Here is a 5,896-nt window from a genome sequence, read left to right on the forward strand (position 1 = left end):
CTTATTTACCCATGCTGATGGGTTAAGTAATTGGTTTAAATATAAAAAATATGTGATTAGAAATGTTACATCACAATGATAGTGAGGAAGCAACAGAGGATGTTTATTGACGAAATACTTTCCGGGAGCGTAACCTTGCATCCTAAACGAAAAAACCACCTGGGGAGGTGGTTTTTCGAAGGTTCAGTAAGTTGGGGAACTTCTGAACCGTGGTAACTGGCTTAAACGGAGCGCAGTGACCAAATCTGTCCTTTCAGTGTAGCTGTAGATTGGCTCCCACTTCAAGAACTCTTACATACAAATGTATGTAATCTCGCTCCGTGAAACCTGTTACCAATGGCTACCGCCAGTGGCGATTTTTCGTGTTTGTCAGGGTTGGAATCAAGAGAGCAGTTACCTGTACAAAACGTGGTAGTCGGACTAAACGGGGAGTTCGTGCATATAGTCCAGCTTGGAGCGAACCACCTACAAGGAACCCAGTTGCGCGGGGAGGAATGAGAAAACGCCACCTTACGGCGGTCTGCAACGGGTAAACCTCATGGTGGGAACAGGAGAGCGCACGAGGGAGCGACCCATCGGAAACGGTGGGGATCTTTAAGTCCTGTCGGGTTTCGCCTCTTCTGACTTGAGCGTCATTTTTTGTGATACTCGTCAGGAGGGCGGAGCCTATGGAAAAGCGAGACTTGCTGGTCCGGCTTTGGGGGGAGGGGGGCTGCTGTCTTTTTCCTTTTGGAGGTTCTAATGACTCGATTATCATCGTTATCCGTTTCTGAAAAACAGTTTATCGATGCTGCGGTCTTCGCGGCAGAACGTGCAAAGGGTGCGCGACTTTCCGGCACCGAGAAAAATAAGGTGTTAGCGACGGCACGTCAGCAGATTATTTCTCAGCGTGACTCCAACAGGATTGTTCGCCAGCGTCATGAGTCTGCGCAGGAGCGCCTGTTTGAATGGAAAAAACCATCGGGTTTTCGTCGTTAACACGCGCCGCTCGCCGCAGTCTCATGACCGAACGGAGTGAGCGAATGAGCGAGGAAGCGGAATAGCACTGTTTGTGATGGGATCTCCGTTCACTCCTTACGTTGCTTCAGGATTTGAAAAATTCCATTAATTCCCGGTTTTCCTGTTCCGTTTTGAGCTTTTCCAGTTTTCTCCGCCTACGCTCTGCTGTCGCAGTCGCATTTTTGCGTCGGTTTTCGGCGTCATTACTTTCTTCCTTGGCGATATCTACCTGTTTCAGCGTTTCTGCGATGATGTTTTCCAGCTGATCTTGTGTTGTCCTGATGAGCATACTGGCTTTCTGTTCGCGTAGCGTGGCGGCATTTTCTCGCTGGATGGCCTGATTGAGTTGTTCAGCGAGGCGTTCATTGGCTTTAAATTCGGCCTGTACGGCGTTTTCTTGCGCGAGGTACGCTAGCCTATGGTAATGCGCGATTTTTTCGGCCTGATCGCGGTTATCGGCTTTAACGATTATCCAGATGAGTGCGATCCCGCCTGCACTACCTGTGATGAACATGCCCGACACCATGAATGGCCATAACTCAGCAGCCATGTACCAGCCTGAAAATTTTATAAGCTGTTCACCTTGCCGGATTATCAGCGTGTAGTTTTCCAGTTTGGCTGATATATACACGTAGGCCGCACCAAGCAGTGCAAACAAAACGATTAACACCGTGACTCGCCAGAAAACAAATTTCATCGCAGGTAGGTTTCCGTGATCTCTGGGCGAAAGTGCCCCATTTCCTGGCTGACTGTCGTCAGGGCAGCTTCCCGGAGCAGCCCCAGATGTTGCAGTTCACGCATCCGTTCCTGAGCATAGCTGTGACGAACGCCGTGGGCACCGGCTGACCAGCCTAATACCCGTTGTGCGGCCGCACTGAAGCTGTTTGACCAGGGATGGCCGCCACCAAGCGCGTAACGGCTGGTGTGGTTGACGCCACGATCGGTCAGGGTGACGGTGTGGTCGCGCCTGACCGCTTCAAGGCGTGAAGCAAGCTCCTTTGGAAGCTGGATTTCCCGAACCAGTCCGCCTTTACCGTGAACGGTGTAGATTATACCGCTACGCCCCGCCCACTTTGTTGCATCGGCCTGTCGTACACTGGGCGGCTGTTCATCCGGTCTCGCCAGCGTATAAAGCTCATGGGCGCGTAATCCTGCGGCGTAGGCCAGCTCTGTCGCCAGTGCGTTCTTTGGGGTTTGAGCGGCGCAAATACGGGTGATTTGTTCTGAGGTGTAAGCCCGCCCTGTCAGGATTTGCGGATGGTCTGCGCGGATCACCGGTAAACGTTCGGTCAGAGGCAGGATGCCGGTGACATGGTGCATCATGGCCTGAATAGCTTGCCGCTCCATGTCGAGGGTTTTTTGTCCTACCGATTCGCCCCGGGATTCAAGATAACTGACGGCCAGAGAAGGCGTTAGTTCACGAAGTCCTCCGAGGATACGGGATGCACGAACCCATTCTGCTACCCGGGTTAATGCCTGTTCGTAATTGCGTACGGTACCGACTGAACGCAGACTTTCCCCTTGTATGGCTTTCATGATCGAAGCCGCCTGACGCCCGGGTGAGGAAAATTTTGCTTTTGCCATGAGGATACTGTTGAAGGTTAACGGATCTGCTGAGGGTTCTGGCGCTGACCGATAACAGCCAGAACCTGAACTTTCTGGGTGGGATCATCCACGTCATACAGCACATTCTGTCCCATCAGACTGATACGGCGGACGCCCTCGCCATAGCGCGGATCTAGCTCATATAGCTTGGGAAACTCGGCGAGTTTTTCGGTGGAAGCGAGGAGGCGTTCAGTAACGTGCCTTGCATCCCAGAGAGAAGCGTTTTCAGCGATATAGTCAAAAAGTGCCATCACATCCTCCGTGGCACTTGCTTTCCATTCCACATCATACGGCATCGTGCTTTTCCTGATAGCGGCGCTGTAGCTGCTGACGAAGCTGGTCGGTTGTCATACTTGGTCGGGTGTCGGCACGGGCTTCTGCGACTTTGGCGCGTGCTCTTTCCTCATACTCTGCCTGTGCCAGTTCTTCATTAGCGAGACGCTGCAACAGTGCAGCTTTATCCGCACTTCCTGAAGGAATGAGGTGTGGGAGGCTCTCGGCTAGCTCCCGCAGAAAGTTCGCGTTTTCGTAGTGGGTGCTGTTCATGGATGACGCTCCTGATTTTCCGTAAGTCTGTTTCTGAGTGTAGCAACGTCGCATTAGGATGGCATGTTACGGGCTTAACCATGACGAGCCAGCCAGCGGGTTACGGTGGATAGCACTACCCTAATCCGCTTTGCTCTTAGCCAGCGTTGTAGCTCGGCGGCACTGGCTCCGGCCTGATGAAGCTGGCGCAGTTCTCCGGTGTAGCGATCGAGGCGCGATTTCCTGTAGCGCGGTTTGCGAATTAACCGGGTCTCTTCCTGTAATGCGGCCAGTTCCTGGCTGACGCTAAACTCCGTCATATCATCACCGCTTGATAGTTTGTAAGAACGCCTGACCGGAGATACCGGTTCAGCGGCAATTGAATGCCTATTTGCCCCTGTTTGACACCTTGTGGCGTCTGGCTCGGACTATTCTCGCCATGTTTTTCCCCGTCAGCGTGGGCTAATCGCGGTCGTTACACTGACCAGGTGGCGTTTTAACTGCGTCGCCTCAGTTTCTCCAGATGTCGCTGCTGGGTCTCAGATCCCTCAAGGGGCGCGGATTGTTGACCTGTATCCGGTGTAATCAGGAGTGCGTGACGTGCACTAATCATCAACAGCACAAGAATAATACGGATTATGTTGCGCTACCAACATGCTTTTTAATTATTGCGTCTATGTTGAGTAAATCCAGCTATACCCGCTATGTACAACGTATTTATTCGTTGTACATAGCGGGTATAGCTGATAACGAATAATCTAAAGAAAGGCGAGAAAAAATGAGAGCGAGGCACCCTAATTAGCAGGCTGAAGATGGCCGATTGGCTGAGAACATCTTGTGTAGCGTTATACTGTCTCAAAAATCGGAGGTGAGACAATGGCGTGGGTCAGCGTGAGACAAGCGATGGAATTGACCGGGAAAGGGCGAAGTTCGCTGTACCGGGATATGGCGAAAGGCCGCGTATCATATAGGTCTGAGTCTGATGGTGGTAGATCTCTTGATACAAGTGAGTTGATGCGGGTTTACGGTGAACTGAAACCGAGTGAGACAACAGATCGGGACACTCAGAGACAGGGTGATGAGACAGATAATAGCGTAATGAAAGACCTGATTTCTGAGATGAAAGCGCTCCGGGAAGAGGTATCGGGTCTCAAACAGGAACTCCAGGAAATGCGCCGGCTGGAATATAAGCCGGCACAGGATGAATCGGAGAACGTTCACCCTAAACCCTGGTGGCGTCGCTGGTTAGGATGAAACGGGCGCCAGTTCGTTAATCGTCTTCCTCAGAACGTTGCTCTGGGTGGTAGCAATCATAAAAATCCCGGAGTTTTTCGTGCAGCACAAACGCAAGAATTTCGCGTACCTGATCGTGAGTGATAGCGGTGACGGCATAGGACAGCGCACAGCATTGGTCTAACAGTTCTTCAGGCCTAAGAGGGGTATCGTCGAACATGATGATGGCTCTCAACTAGAAAATGATAGCTACCACAAGAGTTCCTACGCTCTTTGGGTGGTAGCCCAGACGGGGGTAGGAATACCGGTCTAGTCGGACCCGGCCAGCCCGAAGGCTGCCCCGCCTGAGCCACCATTGAGGCGAACAAAGGCTGCGATATAAAAAAGGACGCTTGGCGCGTCCGTTTTATCGCCAACTAGAAAGCAGGTTCCTACACCCGGTCACCGATGTGCGGTGACGTGTCATCATAACTGAAAATAGGCGAAAAGGGATGATTGGTGGATGAGAGAGTTTGCGCATGCGCAAAATTATTCTTGGCTGGGACCATGGTCCCAATCTGCGGAAAAGCGACCAAAACAGGGATTACGTGTTCTCGTTATCGTGAAAAAACTGCCTATGCACTTCTGTGCATAGGCATGCAGACGGCTAAAATTTATCAGCCGTGTTTTTCCCGATCCGACCCATAGATAACCCCGTTTTTTAGCGCTCAAGCCGTAATGTTGCGTTGAGAGCGTCCGGGGTGGTGCGTGGATCGGATGTTATGGTAAATCAAATTACTATTGATAAATGAGTAAGTAATACCCACTTTAATAATATGTATTTTTTATCCACTCATCTTTATAAATTAAAAGGAGATTTACCTATGAGTAAGCCCGACAATAAGTTTGTTAATACCGACGAAGAGCATGAACTGGCTGATTGGTTGTATCGTAATGGTTTATCTAAGAAAGAAGATAACCTTGATAAGCTGAAGGTCATCATCGACGAGAAGGTTAAAGGCGGAAACACTGCGGATAATATTACGTGGGATGAGCTTGATGATGCCCTGAAGAATAACCCGAAATGGTTTTCTTCTTTGGTATTGATTGGAAAATAATTCTATTTCTGAACAAGGCTCGTCAATCTCTAGGTTGACGAGCTTTTTTTACGCACTGCTTATCACGGATGTCATGGTAAATTTCGAAATTGAGGGGAGGGTTTAGATTATGATTTTTATATCAACTTTTAACTGTATGTTTAAACATGATTTTAACATTCTTACCGTTCGGCGGTATTGTTGTTAATTTGATCTACCCGACTGATAATTCCCTTTTAAATCAAGCGAGAAAAATCAGCGAAAAAGCTAGGTGTGCACTTATGGAATAGGATAAAATAGATGATTCTGATGATCGTTAGGTTGTCAGTAAAAACGAGGCAGCTATCAGATCTTCGGCCTGAGAAACTAAGGATTCTGATAGCTGCCGGTGACTCAGTTCGCGAAAACTGAATCTTACCTGATCAACAAACGCCCGATTAGGGCGTTTGTCAAGTGGT

At 49.8% G+C, this 5,896-nt stretch carries 9 protein-coding genes; 3 read left to right on the forward strand and 6 right to left on the reverse strand.

Annotated features, from left to right (window positions below; genetic code table 11):
* Nucleotides 1-741 precede the first annotated feature (741 nt).
* Nucleotides 742-978 (forward strand): hypothetical protein, encoded by a 237-nt coding sequence (locus tag EDI29_RS22335; protein ID WP_137742638.1) that lies wholly within the window; start codon nt 742-744, stop codon nt 976-978.
* A 106-nt stretch (nt 979-1,084) separates the two neighbouring features.
* Here EDI29_RS22335 and EDI29_RS22340 read toward each other — a convergent pair whose 3' ends face one another.
* The 5 genes from EDI29_RS22340 to EDI29_RS22360 form a co-directional block, all read right to left on the reverse strand.
* Nucleotides 1,085-1,696, reverse strand: coding sequence for a hypothetical protein (locus tag EDI29_RS22340; RefSeq protein ID WP_103161207.1), 612 nt, complete (start codon nt 1,694-1,696; stop codon nt 1,085-1,087).
* A complete protein-coding gene (locus EDI29_RS22345) occupies nt 1,693-2,535 on the reverse strand; it encodes a site-specific integrase (protein WP_240585821.1) in 843 nt (280 codons plus the stop codon). Before EDI29_RS22345 ends, EDI29_RS22340 begins: the two co-directional genes overlap by 4 nt.
* A gap of 65 nt (nt 2,536-2,600) precedes the next feature.
* Nucleotides 2,601-2,900 carry a type II toxin-antitoxin system RelE/ParE family toxin gene (locus EDI29_RS22350; protein WP_103161205.1) on the reverse strand — a complete coding sequence of 100 codons (300 nt, stop codon included), beginning with the start codon at nt 2,898-2,900 and terminating at the stop codon, nt 2,601-2,603.
* Nucleotides 2,890-3,150, reverse strand: coding sequence for a plasmid stabilization protein (locus tag EDI29_RS22355; protein ID WP_103161204.1), 261 nt, complete (start codon nt 3,148-3,150; stop codon nt 2,890-2,892). Before EDI29_RS22355 ends, EDI29_RS22350 begins: the two co-directional genes overlap by 11 nt.
* 74 nt (nt 3,151-3,224) lie before the next feature.
* On the reverse strand, nt 3,225-3,449 hold the full coding sequence (locus tag EDI29_RS22360; protein ID WP_103161203.1) for a hypothetical protein: 225 nt from the start codon (nt 3,447-3,449) through the stop codon (nt 3,225-3,227).
* Nucleotides 3,450-4,005: 556 nt separating this feature from the next.
* Here EDI29_RS22360 and EDI29_RS22365 point away from each other — a divergent pair.
* Nucleotides 4,006-4,383, forward strand: coding sequence for an entry exclusion protein 1 (locus EDI29_RS22365; RefSeq protein WP_103161202.1), 378 nt, complete (start codon nt 4,006-4,008; stop codon nt 4,381-4,383).
* Nucleotides 4,384-4,399: 16 nt separating this feature from the next.
* On the opposite strand, the gene EDI29_RS22370 is transcribed toward EDI29_RS22365, so the two are convergent.
* Complete coding sequence (locus EDI29_RS22370; RefSeq protein WP_103161201.1) at nt 4,400-4,582, reverse strand: hypothetical protein; 183 nt, start codon at nt 4,580-4,582, stop codon at nt 4,400-4,402.
* Between the two features lie 643 nt (nt 4,583-5,225).
* Here EDI29_RS22370 and EDI29_RS22380 point away from each other — a divergent pair.
* Complete coding sequence (locus tag EDI29_RS22380) at nt 5,226-5,459, forward strand: hypothetical protein (RefSeq protein WP_103161200.1); 234 nt, start codon at nt 5,226-5,228, stop codon at nt 5,457-5,459.
* The last annotated feature ends 437 nt before the right edge of the window (nt 5,460-5,896 follow it).

This window comes from Pectobacterium polonicum (assembly GCF_005497185.1).
In the GTDB taxonomy this organism is placed as follows: Bacteria; Pseudomonadota; Gammaproteobacteria; order Enterobacterales; family Enterobacteriaceae; genus Pectobacterium; species Pectobacterium polonicum.